Origin of the sequence: Niastella caeni, assembly GCF_004834005.1 — a bacterium.
Lineage (GTDB): Bacteria > Bacteroidota > Bacteroidia > Chitinophagales > Chitinophagaceae > Niastella > Niastella caeni.
The window spans coordinates 380286-402734 of sequence record NZ_STFF01000007.1 but is presented as its reverse complement, the minus strand read 5'-3'; the positions used below and the strand labels follow the sequence as shown (position 1 = coordinate 402734).

Here is a 22449-nt window from a genome sequence, read left to right as displayed (position 1 = left end):
AATTACCCTTTCACTATCAGGATTGCGTAAAGTGTACGCTGTATGGAATAGGACTAGACAATAACGGTATAAGACACCTCAATGCTACCGCGATGCTACCTCATTGTGTTCTCTTTGGGTCCTCTTTGCTTCCTCGGATTCCGAGGAGCCAAAGAGGTGGAACAGAGGGGGAGCCGAGGAGGCAAAGAGGAGGCTGTGTTTTTCATCACCCGTTTTGTACTGTTCGTCACACCATTTATCGAACACCGTCACAAAAAAACAGGTGTTCCCGAGGAGAAAATGCAGTTCATCACACCACTTTCCGAAGCCCGTCACATCAAGAACAAAACACCATCACATTTTGGAAAAAACGGTTTGAAAGCTTGTATACATTTGTGTCATCAGTCGCCGCCAAAGGAGTTTCGCTCAGGGCTAACGGGAAGAGCGAACCCGCAAACCCTCTCCCCGGCAGCGATTGGTAAGGTATCTTTTTTATTCACCATTAAAAACAAACAATCATGGCACATTCAAATAATAGCCTGGTAACAGGCAAGCTTAGAGGATCCCTCGGAAAAGAACTCGTATTTCGCGAGTGGGAGGGTAAAACAGTAGTTGCGAAAGCACCTAAAAGCAGGGAGGGAGATCCCACACCTGCACAGGCAGAAACACAGGAAAAATTCCTGCTCGCATCACGATATGCACGGGCAATTATCCGAAGTCCCGACAAAGGCATGGCTGAAGCCTATGCCGCTGTTCTAAGGCCCCGGCAAAACGTGTATAGCAGAGCGTTGGAAGATTTTCTATCTCCGCCCGTTGTTAAAAGCATCAATACGCGTAATTATAAAGGCGCAGCCGGCGACAAGATCGCTGTTCGTGCAATAGATGATTTTCGCGTAATAAGTGTACGGGTGGAAATATATGCTGCCAACGGCACGCTACTGGAAGCAGGTAATGCTGTACAAAGCACCAATGGCCTTGACTGGACCTACACCGCCACGCAGGTTAACAATCCGCTGGCTGGTAGCAAGATCATAGCCATAGCAACCGATGTTCCGGAAAATGAAGGATCGTTGGAAGTTACTTTGTAAGGTTTTACCAGGAATCCTGTTCCGGCTTAGCCGGGACGGGGTTCCTTTTTAAACAACTACAAACAAATGATATGAGCAAATTACCAAAGCGTCATTTTTGGGAGTGGTTCAAACGTTATAATCAGGAATATCTTGAGCTGAATAAAAAGACTAAAAAAGAAGCTGCTTACTGGCTGCATGAATTGAACGCTCATTTACGCGCCTATTTTAAATTTTTTGGCTTCAGTGTAACATTGCCTGATAATGGATTGGCGAGGCTTACCATCACCGTAAATGGCAAAGTGATGCATTTTAAAAAAGTAGACGCATTTGTCGCCACAGCACCTGAAATACCCGGATGGAACATTATTGCGCTGGAAGATCCCATGCCCGTTGATTTTTTATTGGAAAAGCAAATAGAGAAAGCAGGTATAGATCCCAGTGAATTGTGTTTTTCTTTTGCAAGCGATGATCCTTACGATACGGATATTATAGTGTATCACCCGTTATGTTCGGAAGACAATGAACATCTTTTTTTACAACTGGCTTATGCCGCCGTATATAATTTATTGGGTGAACGTTCCTTCGGGATTGATTTTGGCCGCCTGGAAATGGCAAATCTTTCATACGCCGATCAGGGTGATGTTTATCAACTGGAAGATTTACCCACCCATATCGGGCAACGCAGATCGCCAATAATTGTAGATCATACTGGAAAATTGCTGAACGTGCGTTGAATAAGAATTAGTTTTGCACCGAAGAAACTGGCAATTACCAACTAAAAAAGTCACATCCGTCACCTGGCGGATGGGGCTTTTTTAGTTAGTTTAGCGGTATTAAGAACGATATCCTGAAATATCAATATGGAATTTTTAATACAGCACGGGAAACAAACATTCATCCTGGTACTTTTCCCATTTGTGGGACTAGCATTAGAAATTGGATTATCATCCAGGAAAATACGCCTCATCGCAATAGCGGCATTGACTTTATTGATCCCTTTATTATTTGGATACAGATATTCATTTTTCAACGCTTTTCCTGTTTTAGTACTAATTCTTTTAGCGTGTGGTTATTCCTTTTTCTCAAAACAGATACAAGGTCAGGGAGTAAAATTCGTTGCTGCGCTATTGTCAGGAGGACTATTATTGGTTGTTATGGGTTATGCCTGGTTCATCAGGACAATGGGCGGAGGTGAAACGACGGAAAAAAAATGGAAACTAAAAGGCTATCAAATAGAATACATAGTAGATAAAGGATTCACGGGACGCGGTCTTATGACATACGAACTATATAAATTGACCTTCATTCCAATACTAATGAAAAAAATTGAAATTGTAGCCGAAGAGGACAGCAAAAACTGCATCGTCAATTTCAACGACAGCAAAATACTATTTAATAAATGTAGCGGCACCCTGCAAGGTGGCCGCTAACATTTGGCTTTCCCTGATATACGCATTACTACATGTATATTTTACCAAAGCCCATTTTTCTTTAACCTTACTTTCAGTATTTCGCCATCACCTGCCTCGCCGCCAAAACCCCAATTGGCTACATACAGATTTCCATCGGGGCCATACGTCATTGCTGTAGGATTGGAAAACCCAGTTGCAATCACTTCTTTCGACCCGTCGGGATCAACCCGTACAACCCTTCCCGTACCTGGTGTAGGGAATGGATTCCCGGTAGTGCTTTCCAATACATACATGCGGCCCCTGTTGTCAAACACCAATCCAAGTATAGTGGTAAAACCAGTATGCACTATACTGATCTGCCCGCCGGGGTTTATTTTGTAAATGTTTGAACTGCCATCAACAATGGGGAAAGTACCCAGATTACCGACATAAAAATTTCCACGATAATCAATTGCGGTAGGAACAACGTGTCCCTGGCTTGCAGAAATGTCAATCACGCTGGTGATGGTTCCATCAGTGGTTACTTTCACCAGTTCGCCATGGTTTGCATCCAACGTATATAAATCGTTATGAACACTGATCATACTGTACCAGGCGCCTTCAGGGTCAAAATCAGCAGGTTCAGGATTTGCAACGGGATGAGTAACCCTCCATTGTCCAAGATCTGCGATCACCGTATGTGAAGTGCCTGAATTGATCCTTACAATGCTGGTAGGCACTGATGGAACCCCATGCCCGCATCCCGCATAAAGCACCGCATACAATGTGTTGCCGACGAACGCCACATCATTCACACCCAATTTATCACCGAAGGCAGATGTTACAGAAGGAAGTTGATCGGTAACAGTAGTGCGTGTACCATGCTTACTGAACTTTGAAATTCGCCCACCGGTTGCACTTCCCAGGTAAGGGCCGTCAGGCGGCACTAATGCCGGGCATTTGGCATCATGGTTCTCTGTTCCTCCAAGACCAGCTTCTGCCACATATAAAAAGCCATCCGGTCCAAACTTCAAGCCACGTGGGTTGTTCAACCCGGAGCCAAAAACAGTAACCGTACCCGGCTCCGCTTCATCTTTCTTACATGAACCGAAAAGGAGAACAAAAGCCAGCAGAGACCATCCGTAGTATTTAAAAAAACGACTCTCAACCCAACTATAATGGTTGATGTAAAAGGATGTTTGCATAACATTAGTTTTAGATGACATAATAAAAACTAAACAGGCAAACTGAGCAGGTAAGTTTAATAAGGCAAGGAATTGTAGCTGTAGAGTCGATTCAAAAATTGAGCGAGTTTTTGGATGTCGGAACTTTGTTCAATATTAATAAACGAGGGAGAATTAAAAGAGGCATTCAGAAGGTTCGTTGTAAAAGCACCTGTTTATTAAAAGTACAAAAATATATTTTAACAATAAAGTATTTGCACACCCATCCCGGAGTGATATTCATCAGTTAAATAAACACGGGTACTTATAGTTTAACTACTTTTTTTGTAATTATTAAACCATTGTCTTCTATTCTTACTATATATATCCCGGCTGGCGCGGCAGATAAATCAAACTTTAGCTTGTTCCCGTTTCCTGCAAATTGTAGTACAATTTTACCATTCAGGTCTGTCAGGAATACTTTGGCATTTATAAGTTCTTTGCTAAAAGTTACAAAGAACAGGCCTGTGGTAGGATTGGGATATAATGCCTCAACAGATTGAAATTCTTCGGTTGTTTTGGCCGCTTCCTGGCTTACTCTGGCAGGATAAACGCCACCATTATTACAAAAATAAAGTCGTTTTAACCTGTTACCGGAGGCATCGTAAGTGCAAACAATTCCGCAGGCCCCTAAAGGCAATTGCTGGGCATATATTACAAAGCCAACCAGCATTTGAATTATGAATAGAAAGGCTTTTATCTTCATATAGATAAGTTTACTAAGGATAATCAATGGTAAAATTTTTGTTTTTCAAATCAGAAAGACTAAACAGGTAACGTTTCAGTACCCAATCGTTTTGTTTTACCGTTTCCCATGAATTTGACTCTAACACACTGGCGTCGAAAACAAATAACACCAGGGTGTCTGAATGCAGCAAGTATTTATAATAGACCTCTACGCAATCGCGAATAGAAAATACCAGTGTCTTTTCCTGTATTGCCACTTTATGAGTCTCCGGTGATAGAACCGGATTGGGAACCGTTATACTGGTATCGGGATACGTTGCACTAATGGACGCATATATAGGTTTGTTGCTTGTATTATATACAGCAATATTATGATGACAATTTTTTGTATCTCTTCTGCATCCTGCAGACAGGAAGATATTGGAAAGTAATAACAGCACAATTATTCTACCCACATTCATCATTTAATATTGCCTGTTTAAAAAAATAGTATTTATAATACCTAATGGGTCGATCACATCAAACCAGTGAAAACCCAATCTATACCCGGTATTAATGATAGGATTAAAACCAAAATCCCACCCTGCATACCCAGGTACATGTTTGTTAAAATAAGCAAAAGCTCTTGCGTTGGCATCCTGCTCTGCCGGATGTAATTCATGGGGATCCTTACTTAACACACTTGGAATACCTACCTTTCCATAATACAGGGGACCAAAAAGCTGGCTCTGTATATAATGTCCATACTCATGCTGAAAAAGCGGATCATTAGGCTTAGCTCTTATGCCCCTGTCGCCAATAATAAAGCTACCCTGTGTTATTCCACCCCAATTATCACGGTTTGTTTCAACAACTGTGGCCCCACCATAATAACCTACACTGCGAACCCCGCCAAAAGTATTTAGCATTGCAGCCGAAGCATGCCCTATAGTAGTCTGAGGAAGTTGCCACGTAAAACGACTTACTCCTTCCCACACACCGCCAAAAAACGATTTATTTTCATCCAGATAAAAGTTTCCGGCGAATATTTTCCCGGCATTGGCAAGAGGCGTTAAATCTCCTTTAACAATACTTCGTATCGCCGCGCTTACAAAACTCAGTTTGGTAGTAACGGCATATACGAATGCCGCTCCTTTTATTATGGGGCCAACAACTGGAACAGGTAATCCGAAAGTTATACCTGCGCCTAAAGCTGCACCGGTAATGGCCCCTTGTGCAAAATATTTTAAGCCATCCCCAAAGTTATCTATATCCCCTCCCATGGCATGTGTAGCTGTATTTCCTAAAGCAAACAAAGCTGCCATTCCAACTATTAACCAGGGAAAATTGCCATCGGGATCAACATAGCTCATTGGGTTATTATGGCCATACGCATACCGGTTATACCCCTGTGTACTAAAAGCACCCGGTATATAATTATCAGGGCTTAACATACGGCCTTGTACCGGATCGTACAGCCGGCCATTCATGTTAATCAGGGCAAATTGCGCCAGGTGTTCATGGCCAGTATAACCTCTGTTCAACCATCCGGGAACCGATGGAATGGAGCTATAGGTCCAGTTTTGCGGATTGCGCTTTCGTCCCCAGGCGTCAAAATTTTGCTCTACCACAATATTTCCGTTCAAATCGGTAAGCGTGAGTATAGAACCCAGATGGTCGGTATAGGTTACATAAAAATTATTTACCCCGTTTTGCCGTACAATGATGGCACATAAGCCATTACCTCCATAAACATAATGTATTTCTTTGGCGCCTGTATTGTCGGTTTGTTTCTCATAATTTCCTATATACAACCTGGTTTCGGTAAGTACGCCGTTTGTTTGTAATTCACTTTTCACTCTTTGATAATCGGGTCCGTAGGTGAACGCTATCTGATATGGTTGTTCATTGATGGTAGCAGTTTTCAAAAACGGTGTATAGGTAATGGTTTGCTCTGTTTGACTGGTAGTAACAGGTGGCGCTGTACTGCCCGCCGGATTGGTAATATATGCTACCGCATGAATTTTGTCGGTTTTATATGTATACTCCCCGGCATCTGTTTTCGAAACAATATTGCCCATCGAAAATGTGCTGTTGCCGTCATAACTGAGGTTCAACTGTACCTGGTTATTTACTGATGTTTGTGTTAACCGGTTCAGCGCATCATATTGAAAACTTTCAGTTACTCCTTTGATCACTTCCTGGCGACCTGATAAATTTCCTTTGGCATAATCCCAGGTAAAATTCAAATCCTGTACCCCCTGAGTATAATAGTGTGTTGGAAACCCGTTTTGATAAGTGATTTGTGAGCTTTTGTTATTACCGAGCGTATAATCTATATATCGTCCGTAGCCGTTAATTTTTGTTACGGTAAATAATGTTGTTTGAGCGCCTGTATTGCCTCCCGTAACTGAAGTCAGTAGTCCGTTGTTATCATATACATTATTTACTTCTACACCCGAAGGATACGTGACCTTGTTCACACGGCTGTACGCATCGTAACTATACATGGTTATATATGTGATTCCGGCAATAGTCACTTTTTCCGATTGCAGCCGTTTCAGGTTATCATAGGTGTATTCCTTAATTACTCCGTTGAACCCGGTAACCTTCTGCAGCTTATTGTTGCTGCAGCCCGTTTCATTATCTTTATAATATTCGTAGGTAGTTACGCCTTCAGGTCCCTGGCGGCTAATAACCCTTCCCAACTCATCATAACTCATCTGGTAAGTATGATTGGTATTATCAGTTTGCTGTTTTAGCTGCCCCAGGGCATCATATTCGTAAGTTATGGTACCTGCATTCTTATCAACCTGGCTTGTTTTCCGGCCGTAAGCATCATACGTATTGGTAATTATGGTATTGCCACCATGTTTAACTTCTGTTTGTGCACCACGGCTATCATACGTAAAGGTCAGGCTGCCGCCTTTATCATTGCCTGCAATTATTTTCCCAGCGGCATCAGTGGTTTTATTATTTGTTTGGCCGGCCTGGTCTGTTGCAGTAACCTGTACATTTCCGCCCGATTGCATGTTATAATTATAATTGATCGTATTTAACGGGTTCGATACGATCCTCAGCCTGTTGTAACCGTCATACGTGTTTGTAGTTGTTATGGGTGTTTCCGTTGAATAGTATGTATTGGTGTTGCTCGCTACATTTCCTTTTACATCATAGGTAACAGCACTGTTGAGCCACTGGTTATTAAACCCGGCCACCTGTTTTTTGGTTTCCCTGTTTAACTTATCGAACCAGGCTTTGGTGTCGGGTTTGCCACCCGAATAATCGACAAGGCTATAGTACACATTATTGCCCTGAACATCCCATACAAGAGAATGGATTGCTGTAAATGCCGGCTCGATTGTTTTTTTGGCTTGCCCAAAAACATCATACTCATACTGGACAGTAATACAATCGCTGGTAGTCATTGACAAAGGCTTCCCCCATTTTCCATCATAAGTAAAGCTTTCTGTTTGAGCGATAGGCGTTCCTGCAGCAATGGTTTTCGATATAACAAATCTTCCTTTACTATCATAGGTTAAATTACTAACCCGGTTATTCACTCCTGTTGCGCTCAATGTAATGATGGCAGGGTTACCAAATCCATTATAACTGTATGTGGTGGTTACCGCCTTAGGCAAGCCGTAAAAATCGGTTTGCGACAATAACAACCCAGTACTGGTATAGGTATATTGGGTAGTGTTGCTTTGCGATGTTGCCCCGGCTCTTGATTTTACCACGGTTACCTGGTCTGGTTTCGCAGGCACCGGCGTATTGTGAATGCTGTAAGTAATTGTAGAGGTTGAACTTTCCACTGCATTCACACTGCTTCCTGAGAGGGTACCGGTCTTTAAAACGTTTGTAACAATATTTCCGTAACTATCATACGTATTTAAAGTTTCAGATGCCGAGCCCTTAACAAAATCAATGTCCAATACTTTATCAATTTTCTGGAAGTACCGCTTATCAAGGTTGCCGGTGCTCAGGTTGGAAAAAGAGCTGGTGGTAATTGATTCTCCCAAAACGTCACCGGTACTTGTTAGTGAAGCAACCTTAACATTGTAAAGTGTTGCGAACTGGGTATTGAGATCGATTTCGGTAACAACGTTGATCCTTGTGGTTAAATTCAGCGCACTGGTCTTTTTAAACCCAAGAAACCCTTTTGCCGCTCTATGCAAAATGGCATTTTCATAATTATACATTGTAGTAGATGTACCGCCAATCCCATTCGGAGTAATCAGGGCTGAAATTACATAGATGGGTAATTGTATGTAATTAAATGGATTTTTATTGCTGGCACTATCAAGAGAAATAGTGCGGCTATAAACATAAGGAAAGGTGCTTTCGTCGGTAAGATTTCTGTATTGAAATTCAACCGTAACATTGTGGCCATTTGTTACTTTCGCAAGCAATCGTTCTTTTCCGAATGGTTTAAAAGAAATGAAATCGGCAGAAGATTCAACATTGGGCCTGTTTAATAAATCGCTTCTGCCGTCGCCATTAAAATCACCCACAGTAAGTTCGCCGTACGCCAGCAGGTTATTGTAATTATATTGTTCATAATAAAAAGGAGTTCCGCTGTTTACTCCTCTAAAATAATACATGGAGATTTTTGAAGTGCCGGTTCCGGTCACCCGAAATCCATGCATAATATCGCTGTTGCCGTCGCCATTAAAATCAGAAACGATAATTTTATCTGTTGTATGGTCATCTGGAAGATTGGGCGTTTGGTTGAAGGTGAAACTGGCTACGGTAAAGCTGGTACCGGTTCCATACAGGATCTTCCATGAACCGCTGCTGTTTCTTACCAGTATATCTGTTTTGTGGTCGCTATTGAAATCGCCCGGATAAATTTTACTGGTTTTGGTAATTTCTCCGGTTGTATAGATAACCGATGCCCCGAACAAAAAACCGCTGGTAGCAGATACCCGTTGAATTCTTATTACATAACTCAGATTATCTTTTGTTACCAGGATTTCCGTTTTTCCATCACCGTCAAAATCCAATGTATTGAGCATGTCGGCGCCTGCTACAGTTCCTGCATAATAGTCAGCCGTTGCGCCAAAACCGAAATTAGCAATTTCAGCATTGGTCTCATTGGTAGATGGGCTGGTAAGAAAGGCTTTATAGTCAAATGCGACACGGGGAATGTTTAATACACAGGTTCCATTTTGTCTTGGTTTGCCGAGTAACAAAATGTAATCCTTATTACCATCACCATCAAAATCGCCTGGAATAAAGAAATGTCCTTTTTCACTCACATATTGGTATGGTACATTCAGCACATCTGTTGGATAGTCAAAAGGCGCTGCAGTGTAACCAGTTTGGTTATTTATATTTTTAGTATAATTTATACTACCGCCCGAAACTTTTCTCCTGTATCCATTACAGGGACTCACATTTATTGTAGAAGAATACACCTCCAAAACATCATCCCGTCCGTCGCCATTATAATCTGCTGTCAGAAAGTTGAAGAATTTTTTATCCTGGATCACCTGTGACCCTATGTTCTGCGGCAATGTTTTATTATAAATAAATGTATAACCATACTCATACACATCTTTAATCAATGAGTAATTGGAATGAAGCCGAATGCCCATATTGGCGTCTAAATAGGTTTCTGCTGCCAGCAGATCTGATTTTCCATCGGCATCAAAATCTCCTGAAAAGAAATCGTAGGAACCCTCCAGCGCAACGGTTGTTTGCGTTACCATGTTCTGTGGCTGATCGCCATACAAGAAAATAGTACTGTTAAGCGAAGAACCATCCGTTCCTGATTCAATAACTTCCTTTAACAGCGAGGTAAGATTGTCAAATGCATAATTAAACTGGTAGGTCTTCACTGCACTTCCCTCACTGGTAACGACTATACTCTTTAATAAATGCCTTGATGCAAGGGAAGCGCCTCCTTCGTAACTCGTCGTCCGGTCTTCTCTTGTTTGATAATTAAATTTCAATTTGTTAAATGGCTGTAACCCGGTATTGTCGTTACCGGTATAATTAATTTCATCGATGCGGCTATCCCTGAATCCATTATCGTATTTAAAAGAAATATAATTACCGTTAATATCAATGATTTTATTCAACCGCCATACCATCACATTTGCACCATTGTCTGTGCGCATGCGCGAATCAGTGGTATTCCCATACTCCATGATTGTTCCATCTTTTGTAGTTACCTTAAACCAATCGGGATTATTGGCCGAACTGCCATAAGAAATAATTTTAAAAAAAACCTCCCTTTCGGTAGCGTAAACAGTACCAGCCGCTCCATATGTGCCAGAGATTGCATTCAACCGGGCGCCGTCTAATGAAAAACCATCCTGGTTGGTATAGGAAACAGGAGCTACTACTCCATTATGGTACATGTTTTTGCCAAACCTTGTAATTGCAGAAAGACCCGAAATATTCCATCCCAAACCCACATTACCATTTCCCGACATGGAATTGTAAACAACACTTACAGAAGGTTGTATGCCATTGGCTCCGGGAGGGGTATAAATGGGGATGGAATAAGTAGCTCCGCCGGCAGCGGTTGTACCAGATGTACCTGAAACAGTACCAACCGGTTTGCTTAAATCAATTGATTTAGTAAAATTAGAACTGGTATATGGGGTCGTATATGTAACAGCCGGATTGCTAACTGTAACCGTAACATAGGCTGGATTGGTAAAACAAGCCCCATCACTGCTGCGTCCCCGCACCTGGTAGGTATAGGTATTACCGGTAAGGGTATTGGGCATAGTGTATTGCAAGCCTGCTTTAAGAAGGTTACCTCCTGCATCATACCAGTTGAAAGTAGATGCACTTCCGCTTGCTGTTAAAGTGTTGTTGTTCCCCACCAGTATCGACAGGTTACCGGTAATGGTTGGGGGCGCAGAACCTATCACTTCAAGATGTAACGGGTAATAGGAAAGCGATGAACAGCCTGAATAAGAAATTTTTGCAAAATACCTGCCTTCATCGCCAATCGAATAATCCGGAAGTTCAAAATAACCTGTGGTATTTTGGCCAAGTAGTTGATAGGTATTTGATTGATCAAAATAATAAAGCTGAAAGGTAACGCCGCTTACGTTGCTGCCCAGTTGTATGCGACCAATATAATCATCGCATACGCGTGCGTAAGTCTGGGATAAATTGGGCATGGTCCCAATAGAAAGAATATATGGAATGCGAGGGGATTCGCAACTGGTAGCGTAATCATAAAAACTTACCCATACTCCTGAACCATTGGTGGCATAAAAACTATAGTCAGCGATCAATATATAATCCGAGCTGATAAAATTGGTTTGAACCGGATCAGGGGCTGTATTGCTCCTGTACCAGCGAAACTCACCATCTACCCATCCGGGATTTGGATTATAATGTTGGGCACGAACAGTTACATTTTGGGGTGAGCATAACTGGCCGTAAGGATAAGTTCTGCTCAGGGAAAAGTTTGCATAACACTGCGCTTTGGCCGAAACACTAACAACAACAAGAGCAACAGTAATAATAAGTTTGAAAAAACAATCCTTAATGCAGGAAGACAGATAAGGTTTCATGTTCGGTATTTTAGGGAACGAGCTACTAGTTTTAGTTTAGTCTTTTAGAACAAGGTCACTGATAGAAATACTTTCTGGCATGCGCCTGTAGACGGTATTGGCGTAATTATATGCGATGGATCGCTAACCTTAATAGAAACGGAATAATTGCTTTATAGCATTGAAGAAGCATTTTTTTATGGGGAAAAATGACTCTTTATCAGAGAAAGATGCAGGCGTTTGACCAAAGACTGGCAAGGTGTGCAGGATAACAGTTTCATTTTGGCTAAGGTTATGGTGGATACAATTTGGTAAAAAAAAATAATACCGCCAAAACTTTTCGGTATTATTTTAAGCAGACCCTTTTAAAAAAAGAATTTGGCTAAACGCCCACCCGGTTTATGCAGGAGATAAAGCGGGTGTAGAAATCATTGGCGAATAATGTAGCCGTTACTAGGAGCTATTAATATTGGTAGTACGGCAGATTTTATTCATCTAATAAAAGTGGTGCGGTTACATAGCTAGAACACCTAATTAAAATAGCTCAATTGTCAATCATACAATTTGAAAATTTGCAGTTGCGTGGGCCGCTTTATCGTTCATTATATGCTTACGTTACCAATAAATTTCCCCACCATAAGACTTTATATAATAATCGCCTGTTCCTATATCAGCAAGCATTTCAAAAGCATAATCACCTTTGTTTTTTTGGGGAAAATGTTTTTTACTCAATATAGTTCCATTATTCAATGAAAAAAGAGTGAATAATTTATTATCACTCACTAATAGGTTGGTGCCACAAATTCCAATGTGAGGCACATTGGCAGAGTTAAAATCTGTGCTCCATACTTCTTTGCCTTGTTTACTATCAAATAACTTCATCACTACTTTATATTCAAAATCCTCATTATCAGGATACGTTCCTGACGGGTTCACTAAACAATAAGCCAAAATTTTATCCTGCCATTTGTATATGTCGCTGACGGAGTTCTGCAAAGTATTATGCCAAACTTCCTTACCATCCTCTTTATTCAATCCAACAAGAGTACTGTCATACTTTACAACAAAGAGATTAGAAAAGCTCAAAATTGACACGGCTTCCCTCTTAGAATTTTGCTTAACAAGATACCGCCATCGAATACTGCCTCGATTATCAATCGCATATAACTGTATTGTATTATTTGCAATGACATGGCCTGATATTAAATTCAATGAACTATTAACAGGAAACGATAATGTGCTTGATTGAGGGTTGACAAGACCTGTTATACCTTCATTATGAAACATGATCTGTTTAAAGTTGATTTGATTTACTACACCGACACCATAAACATCATTCAACAAAAAAATCTGATTATGATTTAAAACAATTTTTCCTGGCCGTGTTGCCTTTTCAAAATCAACAGCCTTCTTTTGAGTGTTATCTGATTTGATGTTCGTAATAAATATTTCTGATGGCGTTAGTGAAGACAAAGAAAATATGCTATCACCACTTATATCAAACGTACTCGAAACGTAATCATTAGAAGGATCAGGTTTAATAAAAAAAACATTGCCCTTCAGCAAATCAACGCCTATAAAGAAAGATGTGTCAGATCTGGTTGCTTTTACTAACAATTTTTTCTGTTTAACAACAGTGCTTATAATCTTATATTCATTTCCAATAATAGACGGGAAATCAAGTGAATGGCTTGTATATTTTGTTATATCAGGGCTCAAAGCTATATTGGTTATTTGTGTTTTACATCCTGTGATGTGCAGCAAATAAGCGAAACAGAAAATAGAAGCTGCTATTCTTATTTTAACTGACATTTAATACTTCATTGAGTTTTTATAATAAGAGTTAATTGCATTATGGGCCTTCATAATTTCCTTAAATTGTTCATTGCTTAATTTCACCCCGCCTTTTGCTTGATGAGTGTACGGATAAAGCATCAGTAATGGAATATTATAACGCCCTTGTGCTCCAAATTGAGTGGATGGGTCATTTACACTAACCCCAAATTTGGCAAAACTTGGAAAGAAATGTTTTGACAGCAAAGAGGCCGCTCCTCCAATAAACCCTTCCTTTCGTGAAAGGCTATTAAGCTGATTCAACGCATTTGTACCTGCATAGCTTTGATATATAGATGGAGCCACTTTTGTAACTTGTTCCTCCATAACAAAATTGGCATCCCAGGCATACCAACCATCCTCTGTATTAGGAACCGTTTCTCCACCATATAAAACAGAACTGAACTTTCCTACTGCATAGCCAGCTATCCCTTGACTTAACCCTTTTAATATCCCCCCCATGCTTGTGGCACTGCCAGACACCGCACCTTCCTCATATGTATCCGCAAGTTCGTCCGATAAGTATGAAGCACCTTTCGCCCATTGACTGCCAAATCCTTTTGCATCTAGTTCATGTTGTACCCAATTATAATAATCTCTTACTATACCAAATGAATAATTATCTTCCCTTATATATGCTGGGGTAAATCCATCAGGGCTTGCGGGAACAAGAGAATAAGATTTCAACTTATCTTTCCATTTGTTTTTAGTAATAGCCGCCATTGCATTTGACCAAGTTCCTTTTTTATCTTTTCTGTCAGAAGCTAACCACGCCCCATCAGAACCATCCATCGTTTTTAAAGCCGATTTACCTTTTGCTTTTGAATAAGCCTCATAATTCTCATACTCTTCTAAGCCATCAAGGTCAATACTATTTATTGGTTTATTACCTGCAAACTGATATGGGGTATACCAAGGGTAATTCTTTGTTAAAGGGTCAACGCTCAAAAACCTTCCCAATGCCGGATTATAAATTCTAAATCCATAATCCTGTGTTTTTGTTTCTGCATCATTCTCCTTTCCATTAAACCCATACCTATAACTATTTCCTTCAGCATACGTTCTTCCCGGCATTACCATCCCAAACGGATAATAATCCTGTGCATTCACTACCTGTGGCTCATAGTGATCTATCAAAGAACTTCCGCCGGAAGGTACGCCAATTTTCTTATCGCTAATTGTAGCAAGCACATTCCCCAAATGATTGCTTAATTCAAAGAGCTTATTCCCTCTGCCAAAGCTTAGACCATAGCCTGCGCCCAGCAACGGCATCGTAATAACGACCGGCTCATATTGCGTTACATCATTGTTACGCTGCAACAAACCTATACGGCTGCTGCCATATACATGCAACTCCGTTTGGGTTAAGTGTCCATCATTTACCGAATCAATGCCCGATGCATATACGCTCATCACATTTCCCTGCGCATCTCTTACATACCAGGTGGTATCTGCCGAAGCAGGCGCCGTTTTAACAACCGCTTTGCTGATGCGATTTCCGCCCGCATCGTATGTGTAGGAGATATTCGTTCCATCGCTTTTGATTATGCGACTGATCTTTCCATATACCGTCCAGCTAATTTTATTAATTCCTTCGGCTCTGTCTTTAACCAGGTTGCCAATGGCATCGTATTCATAATTACCGGCCGATTGCCTGTCAATATCCGTATCATAATTACCGGCCTGTACACTATCACTTATATGATCCAGCCTGTTGGTACCCATTATATATTTGTACGTCAGGCTGTCCATACCCAGCGGCTTGCCGGCAAATGTGTTATTACCATTGCGTTTGTAACCTAAGATATTGCCATTAGCATCGTAGCGAACGCGCTCCTGGAAGTCGCCCCTGCGTGTTAAGTTCCTCCAGGCAACGCCTGTCTTTTGCCAGGCATCCATTGCCACGAGGCGGTTGAGCTGATCGTATTGATAGTTGGATAATAGCGGATTATTAAGCTTACCTATAGTTACCGCCATGCTGCTGATATTGCCATTGTACAGCGGACGATACTCACCACCCAACGTTGCGTTCACCCCTGTATCGGACGGCGCAGCGCCGCTGATGGCCTTATAATCTCCATTGAAGTAGTTCAGCATCACATTGTATGCCGTTTTACCAACCACACTACCCGTACTACCATCGGCCTTCAATGTATATCCTGCACCGGCGTAAATATCAGGATTGATCGACTTCGTCCACCCCATCAGATTATAAGCATAATTAATCCCCTGCACCTGCTGTTCACCCAGGATGGTCCTTGCCAGCAGCCCATGGTCATAATACTGGTAAAAGGCATCGTTGTCCCAGTTAATACTATCGGCACTGGTAAGCACATTTGTAATGCGATTCTCCGCATCATACTCATACCGGTGATAGAACGCATCGGGCTGGCCCGGTTGATAACTTACCTGGTTTACTTTACCGCTTATCAGGTCGTAGTCATAGGCAATTTTTTTAAACCGGTTGAGGTTGTTACCCATTGTGCCAATCCTGTAATCCTGTAGCAACGTATCTACATTCCCCAGGATATCGTAACTGTAAAAGGTGGCTGTAGCGAAATTATTAACCGGCAGGTCGGCAGCCGTATTGTACAAGGCCGTCCACGATACCCGGTTTCGCAAATTTCGGGCTGCCATCACCGGTTGCACCGGACTATATTCTACATCATAGGTTGTCTTTGTTATCTGCGTTGCGGTAGCCGCTGCGTTGGTCAGCCATTGCTCCAATGCTCCCTGACTTCTGCTGATCCCATCGGCCATGCCTGTGCTGCTGGCCAACTGCGCTACTTCGGTTACACGACCAATAACGTCATATTTTGTATAACTATAATGCGCACTGTCTTTTTGTATTGCATTCTGCGACACACTTAATCTTCCCAGCCGGTCGTACCAGAAGCGGCTCGTTCCTCCATCCGGTGAACGTTGCGCCACTACCTGGTTCAATGTGTTGTACCGGTAATCGGTTACCAGTGTATGGGCAGGCGCCAACCCGGTACCGGCAGCCCGGGCTGCTTTTACCTGTTTCAATACGGTTGTATCTGTTATCGCATGCACACCGGCAGGCGGTACGGTACGTACCAGGTTACCTGCCTGGTCATAATAATATAATGTATGATGATATTCACTCCTTGTGTGTGTAACCGTAAACGTTTCATAACGCCAGGCCTGCAGGCAGGTATTGATATAGCGTTCTTCAAAATTCCCGGTCAGTGAATCGGTATAGGTTCTATGCAGTTCGGTCCCTATGCTAACAGCAAAGAAAGTGCTGTCGGTACAGATACCCGTAGAATCTATGCCTATGGGCTGAAACAATGGTTGTGATTTTCCACAAAGCAGCGGCCCGTTATAAATATTGTAGCAGTTACCGTTACCGGGACAGGCAATAACAGAGTTTGTCAATAACAGCGGCACTGCGGTCAAACCAAAATCAATATCTTCCGGGTAAACCAACGCGTCGTTTACCGTAGACCAGTTAATGCGACCCATCAGTGGGTTCGTTACACCAACGGCTACCGCATTATCATAACAACTTCCATGATCGTGGTGCAGGTTCAGCATCAGCATCTGCTGGTTGTTGGCGCCAACCAGTGTAAAGCTGCTGTCATTGTTTTGTATCAGCCGCCCGATGGTTTGGTTGCCGGGCAACGCCGTTTCGGTTGACCACAGGAGTGATCCTGATGCATCCATGCGTTGCCAGAATATATGCGAGCCGTTATTACCGGTCTGGGCCACTATATAACCGCCATCTGAGGCAGGATACACGGCGGATGAGGTGATCTTATTGCTTCCTGCAGGCAGGTTGAATCGCTTGTATGATGAAACGGTACCATCACTCAGCAGGTGCACTACAGCCATCTGGTCATTGGTGGTGCCCAGATTTTCTGCGTTACCGGCAGTGATCATATAACCGCCCGGGGTGGCGTAAATATTCCTGAACCAGGTGCTTTTGTTGTCGCTGGTGCTATCAGCATAATGCCAGGCGTCGAGCAGGTTACCATCATACTTATTTACACGATAGATTGCCCCAAAGTAACGGTTGCCCATGTTTACATCGTAGGCTGCACCGGCTATCAGAAGTGTATCGTTCTTTTCCAGTAAACTATAACCGGGGGCGCCATCGTAAGTAAGCGTGTCGGGCTGGCCAGGCGAACAGCCAACGCCGTCTTCCTGCAGGCGGCTGGTGCCAAAACGGCGTACCCAGTTAATGCCGCCATCACTTGTTAAACTACTCAGTAAAAATTCGCCATGACCGGTATGCTGGTTATAGATACCGAGTGCAGCATACCCCCCATCGCTGGTTTCTATAACGTCATATCCGCGCTCGCCAAAATACGTGTTAAAGCCAATGGTCTTTGTCCATTGAACGGTACCGCCTGCATCCATCTTCACCACCCACATTGCCCCTGTTGCATAGTGGTCTGATTTGGTAGTCCCAATGGCAATATACCCGTTATCGGAAGTTCGGCGCACGCGGGTAAGCTGATCATCGCCGTTACCGCCATATTTCTTAGCCCACTGAACATTGCCATTATTATCGGTTTTGATAATGCTGGCATCGCGCGCATTCAATCCGGTGCTGCCTACCATAATATACCCTGCATCCGGTGTAGACTGTATATCTTCCAGTTTACCGGGCACCCCTGATAAAAAAATATTTCCTACCGGCTGGTCTACACATTCCGTCGTATTGCTGATGCTTCCCGCAGCACTTTGGCATTCTGCCAAAAATTGCAGATACTCCCAGGCCTGCAATGAAAAGCCCAGGCGGTTGTTCATATAGTTTTGAAAATGCTGGTTGCGCTGGTTTTGCCGGGTGTCTTCAGGATCGGCTATTTGCGGCGCATCGCCAGGATATTGCTGAATGTAGTGCCGGTACATGCTATCTACCAGTGTGCAGGAGGCGCATACCTCCCCTGCATTACACTGCATGGAGGGCGGCAAATAAATAGGTTGTTTAAGGAACACACAGGCAGCTCCTCCTGCTGTGGGCGCTCCTTCATTGCTGCATAATTCACGTAACATCCGCAGGTCACTGTCAGACATAGTAATGCCTTGTGTTCTTGTTAAATAAGCTGCAAAAGTGGCATCGCGGCGGGTAAGGCGGTATTTGATGTACAGATCATTAATGAGTTGGCACTCGCAGCCGGATGGTTTGGTTAGTACCGGTTTATTATTATACACCGGCTGTCTGTCATATGGCTGGGGCGATGTAATAAGATCGGCATTACAGGCCTGCCAATTGGTTATATTATGTTCCTGGTTCCAGGTATTGATGATATGTTCAAAACTGGTAAACGCATAGTTTGTACCCGGCGGCGTATAGGTAATACCGGCAGGCAGCGTGCTGGCGCCAAAAGGATGTTCTTTGTCACTGGCTTTAACGCACAGTCCTTTCAACCGGGGTAATATCGTGTCACGCAGGGCCGCTTCGCTGTAAGCACAGGGCGATAGCTGGGTAGCCCACTGATTTACCATGGCATTTATATTCTCCTCATAAAACTGGTTGAATTGCTGCTGCGAAGCCGCACTGGCCTGCCCTGCTTTGCCCGGGTCTCCGGTACCCTGTAATGCCGTATTCAGGTCTGTATATTGCGAAACGGTTGTTTTGGTGTCCTGGTTAAATTGAGGCTGGTGGCCATATTTTATCAGATCTGCATTTTTGGGGACCTTGGTATATGCTGCATTCAAAGGCGTACAACCAGCGGGGTTATTAACCAGCTCGTTTACCAGGTCTTGTTTAAAGCCCAGGTATAATTGCCTGAAATTGCGCCAGGCCATATCCAGGTCGCCATCGCACATGTTAACCGTATCGAATACATTCGCCGGGGTATTTCCAAAGAATTTTACACAGGTAACATTTCCTGAATCACATTTGGTCAACACACAGGCCATGGCCCATAAACTTAATTTGGGATTGCCGCCTGCTGCCGCAAGGTATTCTGCCAGTTTCGCCTGCAGCTTGTTTTTCAACGAGGCCGACTGAAGCGATAAGGGATCTATATTGGCGGGAACAATGGGATAAGGATAAGCCGCATTACCCGTAGGGTTCAGATAACCCAACTCGCGGGCATCCCGGAAATTATCGATGGCTTCCATTTGCCGGTCCCAGATATTACCTGCCTTTTGCGCTTCCAACGCCTGGAGTTTGCAATACTCCGGATGATAAGGCAACAAGGCTTCGGCCCATGAACTGCGGAAGTTTTGTACAAACTGACTCATACTAAGGGAACCAGGCTCCACCATCAGATCAGATTCGAGATTGTATACGTAATCAGGACGCCCATTCACATCTGCATATTGCAGTCCATCATACCTGTAAACAGGAACAAAGTTCAGTGTGTCTTTGGGGTCAATATAAAAAATAGAGTACAGGTCTTCGTATACCCCTTTGGCGGTATCGGCATACTGACCATAGGGCGGGGTCATATCCTGTAGCATGGCGCTGCGGATATCATTGTCAACAGCGCTGCTGTCGCCACAGAGATCATTGCACGATGCCAACGCATTTTTATAAGCTGTTGCTATTTCAGCACTGAAGGCCGCGGTATCAGCGGCAGCGATCCCGGTTCTTGTAATGAACTTATTTTTGAATTGCTCATAGGTACCTACACTGTCGCGGCACGAACGGCAGTCAGGAGCGCACTGTGTACTGGCCGCTGCAATAATGGAGCGTTGTTCGGTAATAAACTGCTGCATAGAGATGCAGGTATTATTGGGCAGGTACACGCTATCGCGATAATACACAAAAGCACGGCGGTTCACCGTGAGCGATTTGGTTACCTGGTAGCTGCCTTCTGGCAGGTATAGGGAGAAGCTCAGGTTCATAGAGGCCGGCGAACACGAGCCCGGAAGATTGCCAAATGAAAAATTATGCAATACCGTATCAAAGGCTTTACCACCCGGTAACAGGCGGTTATTACAATTATCGGTAATGGTTATTTGCAGATCGTACAAACAGGTATAGCAGATATTTTGCTGCCGGCAGTTGGCTTCGGTCAGCGATTTCGGGTCAAGGCGGTAATTGAACCGGTATGTATCGGCAACCGGCACCACCAGCGATTTCTGGTTGATCATACTCCAGTCCTGCAAAAAGCGCGAGCCGGCATCTGCCAGGTTCTCCGTTATCATGGCGGGCACATTCGATGCCAGGGAGGCCAAGCTGCCAGGTGAATTACCAGCCAGCGCAGTAGCAATGGTACGCCCATGCATATCTACATAGCTCACACTATACTGTCCGTTGTCATCACGTACCATATTTTTGAAGTAGTGCGATTTGTCGCCTGCATCCGTACCGAACAAGGCATCCAGTTCATTCTGGTCGGGGGTGCCATAAAAATATTTTGTTTCATGTCCGCTGCCGAGTTGATGGTCGGGCCCTACCCCACCCTGGCGGCTGATGCGGCCGGTGTTATCCTGCGTATACTCCGTTTCGGTAAAAGGATAATTTTTTGCATCGGGAATAAACTGGTTCAGCCCTTTTGTTTTATTTGGGTTATTGCGGGAATAATACAGGCTGGCGCCCGAATCGGCACTCATTGCTTCTGCATGGGTTGTACAAAATACATCGGGACTGTATAAGGAGTCAAAATCGCTTTGGCTGTATTCGGCGTGATTGATACTTACATTAAACCCGGCTTTATACTGAATTACATTTTTCAATGATGGGGATGGTATTACCTGTATGGCCGGCCTTCCCTGGTAATCGTAAAAAGTTTCTGCAACAATGGTGTTATTGGTGGTATTGTCTTTGGTAACCGTTTGGCGGTTGCGCAAACTGCCATCGAAATATTGCACTACTACTTTTCTTTTTCCTTCTTCAGCAAAACTGATGTTCGATTGCCAGTTCAGCAGTCGTTCATGACCGGTAAACTGGTATTGGCCCATTACCGATGGGGAGGCATCCGAGCTCCAGATGGCTGCTACTACCGAATGGGCCCGGCCTATCTGCACCGGCCGTACCCTGATGAACAGGGTGCCGGAGTTGTCATAAATAACAGGAATGCTGTAGGCATTGGCGGTTGTGCTGATACGGGTGGCATTATGAAGAAAGATCAGTGCAGGATCCAACGGATTGCCATATTTATTGTTAGCGAGGGCGGAAGAATCGATATAGGTCCACTCAACATCATACTGGTCAGCACCGCGGATGGCCGTCCACTGCACCTGCAATTCATCGGCTTTGGCATCCGATGACGGTAATACAGTAATATTGGTAACCGTATTGGTACAGGAGAAAACATATTTTGGCTTAGCCATTAACTGGTTTTCGACCATCAACACAGATGCCACATCCCACGTAGCGCCGTGTGTATTTACCGATAATATCCTCACTGTAACCCGGCGCCCCCCATGAAATACAAAACTGTTGCGTGCATGGTAGCTGCGGGCCGAATCGTAATTGATGGTAAAGTCTCTGCTTATTGAATCTATTGCCGACCCATTGCTGTAAATGATCCGCAACTGCACCGTGGCAGTAAAGGGGGTACGCAGGTATAACGGTGATGCTTCATTTATTTTAAGCGTAATTACATTCTGCACCGAATAACCGGTATCTACTCCATTGGCCGATGCATTAAAGAACGCGGAATCCTGTATGGTTCGCGAAGAATCGGTTCGCACCTGTTGTTTACTGCCATCCAGTATGGCGCTGGCTACAACTCCGCCGCCGTCGCCTGCATGCACAAATGGCGTTGTACAAATAAGGCCTAACAGTAATACTATGCGGTATAAGGAATGGGTTTGCATGTGAGTTTGAGGTTCTTTA

At 43.4% G+C, this 22449-nt stretch carries 10 protein-coding genes; 4 read left to right on the top strand and 6 right to left on the bottom strand.

The window, feature by feature from the left end; translation table 11 throughout:
• Positions 1 to 195: 195 nt before the first annotated feature.
• The 4 genes from FAM09_RS23700 to FAM09_RS23685 all read left to right on the top strand — a co-directional run bounded on the left by FAM09_RS23700 (position 196) and on the right by FAM09_RS23685 (position 2479).
• Positions 196 to 525: a hypothetical protein gene (locus tag FAM09_RS23700; protein ID WP_136579353.1), complete on the top strand. Its 330-nt coding sequence runs from the start codon at positions 196 to 198 to the stop codon at positions 523 to 525.
• Complete coding sequence (locus FAM09_RS23695; RefSeq protein ID WP_136579637.1) at positions 498 to 1067, top strand: hypothetical protein; 570 nt, start codon at positions 498 to 500, stop codon at positions 1065 to 1067. The genes FAM09_RS23700 and FAM09_RS23695 overlap by 28 nt, the downstream gene beginning before the upstream one ends.
• 71 nt (positions 1068 to 1138) lie before the next feature.
• Positions 1139 to 1783, top strand: coding sequence for a hypothetical protein (locus tag FAM09_RS23690; RefSeq protein ID WP_136579636.1), 645 nt, complete (start codon positions 1139 to 1141; stop codon positions 1781 to 1783).
• 126 nt (positions 1784 to 1909) lie between these two features.
• A complete protein-coding gene (locus FAM09_RS23685; RefSeq protein ID WP_136579635.1) occupies positions 1910 to 2479 on the top strand; it encodes a hypothetical protein in 570 nt (189 codons plus the stop codon).
• Between the two features lie 41 nt (positions 2480 to 2520).
• Here FAM09_RS23685 and FAM09_RS23680 read toward each other — a convergent pair whose 3' ends face one another.
• The 6 genes from FAM09_RS23680 to FAM09_RS23655 all read right to left on the bottom strand — a co-directional run bounded on the left by FAM09_RS23680 (position 2521) and on the right by FAM09_RS23655 (position 22430).
• Positions 2521 to 3645, bottom strand: coding sequence for a ScyD/ScyE family protein (locus FAM09_RS23680; RefSeq protein ID WP_136579634.1), 1125 nt, complete (start codon positions 3643 to 3645; stop codon positions 2521 to 2523).
• A 283-nt stretch (positions 3646 to 3928) separates the two neighbouring features.
• Positions 3929 to 4369 (bottom strand): T9SS type A sorting domain-containing protein, encoded by a 441-nt coding sequence (locus FAM09_RS23675; RefSeq protein ID WP_136579633.1) that lies wholly within the window; start codon positions 4367 to 4369, stop codon positions 3929 to 3931.
• Between the two features lie 13 nt (positions 4370 to 4382).
• Positions 4383 to 4805 carry a hypothetical protein gene (locus tag FAM09_RS23670; protein ID WP_136579632.1) on the bottom strand — a complete coding sequence of 141 codons (423 nt, stop codon included), beginning with the start codon at positions 4803 to 4805 and terminating at the stop codon, positions 4383 to 4385.
• 9 nt (positions 4806 to 4814) lie between these two features.
• Complete coding sequence (locus FAM09_RS23665) at positions 4815 to 11873, bottom strand: FG-GAP-like repeat-containing protein (protein WP_136579631.1); 7059 nt, start codon at positions 11871 to 11873, stop codon at positions 4815 to 4817.
• Between the two features lie 594 nt (positions 11874 to 12467).
• Entirely contained in the window at positions 12468 to 13664 is a 1197-nt protein-coding gene (locus FAM09_RS23660) for an outer membrane protein assembly factor BamB family protein (protein WP_136579630.1), read from the bottom strand.
• Entirely contained in the window at positions 13665 to 22430 is an 8766-nt protein-coding gene (locus FAM09_RS23655) for an RHS repeat-associated core domain-containing protein (protein WP_136579629.1), read from the bottom strand.
• Between the last annotated feature and the right edge of the window lie 19 nt (positions 22431 to 22449).

Bases quoted from the DNA above. Each gene is read 5' to 3' on its own strand.
- FAM09_RS23695 (WP_136579637.1), top strand. From the start codon at position 498: ATGGCACATTCAAATAATAGCCTGGTAACAGGCAAGCTTAGAGGATCC.
- FAM09_RS23690 (WP_136579636.1), top strand. From the start codon at position 1,139: ATGAGCAAATTACCAAAGCGTCATTTTTGGGAGTGGTTCAAACGTTAT.
- FAM09_RS23685 (WP_136579635.1), top strand. From the start codon at position 1,910: ATGGAATTTTTAATACAGCACGGGAAACAAACATTCATCCTGGTACTT.
- FAM09_RS23680 (WP_136579634.1), bottom strand. From the start codon at position 3,645: ATGCAAACATCCTTTTACATCAACCATTATAGTTGGGTTGAGAGTCGT.
- FAM09_RS23675 (WP_136579633.1), bottom strand. From the start codon at position 4,369: ATGAAGATAAAAGCCTTTCTATTCATAATTCAAATGCTGGTTGGCTTT.
- FAM09_RS23665 (WP_136579631.1), bottom strand. From the start codon at position 11,873: ATGAAACCTTATCTGTCTTCCTGCATTAAGGATTGTTTTTTCAAACTT.
- FAM09_RS23660 (WP_136579630.1), bottom strand. From the start codon at position 13,664: ATGTCAGTTAAAATAAGAATAGCAGCTTCTATTTTCTGTTTCGCTTAT.
- FAM09_RS23655 (WP_136579629.1), bottom strand. From the start codon at position 22,430: ATGCAAACCCATTCCTTATACCGCATAGTATTACTGTTAGGCCTTATT.